Raw genomic sequence first — 214 nt, 5'->3', positions numbered from 1 at the left:
AGAAATGCTATCTATGATGGCCGAATTTATTGTTAACAGTAGCCTTGATAAAGTCTCTCAACGCAATGTAGTTGATGTGATTTTTATTACTAAAGAAGATAAAAAGGACCTTATCAAAATAATGAAAGAAAAAACAGCGTTGCTGAACAGGGCACACGGAACTTCACAAGAACCAGCTAAAACAAACCTAAACTCAACAAATCAAGTTTCATTG

At 34.1% G+C, this 214-nt stretch carries 1 pseudogene; it reads left to right on the top strand.

What is annotated here, in order from left to right:
- Positions 1 to 13: 13 nt before the first annotated feature.
- Positions 14 to 214, top strand: a pseudogene (locus AB3I12_RS13480) (hypothetical protein); the annotation flags it as partial.

Source organism: Enterococcus sp. C65, assembly GCF_040887165.1.
In the GTDB taxonomy this organism is placed as follows: Bacteria; Bacillota; Bacilli; order Lactobacillales; family Enterococcaceae; genus Enterococcus_B; species Enterococcus_B hirae.
Note: the sequence above shows the minus strand (reverse complement) of the source record. Positions and strands in the feature narration are given on the sequence as shown.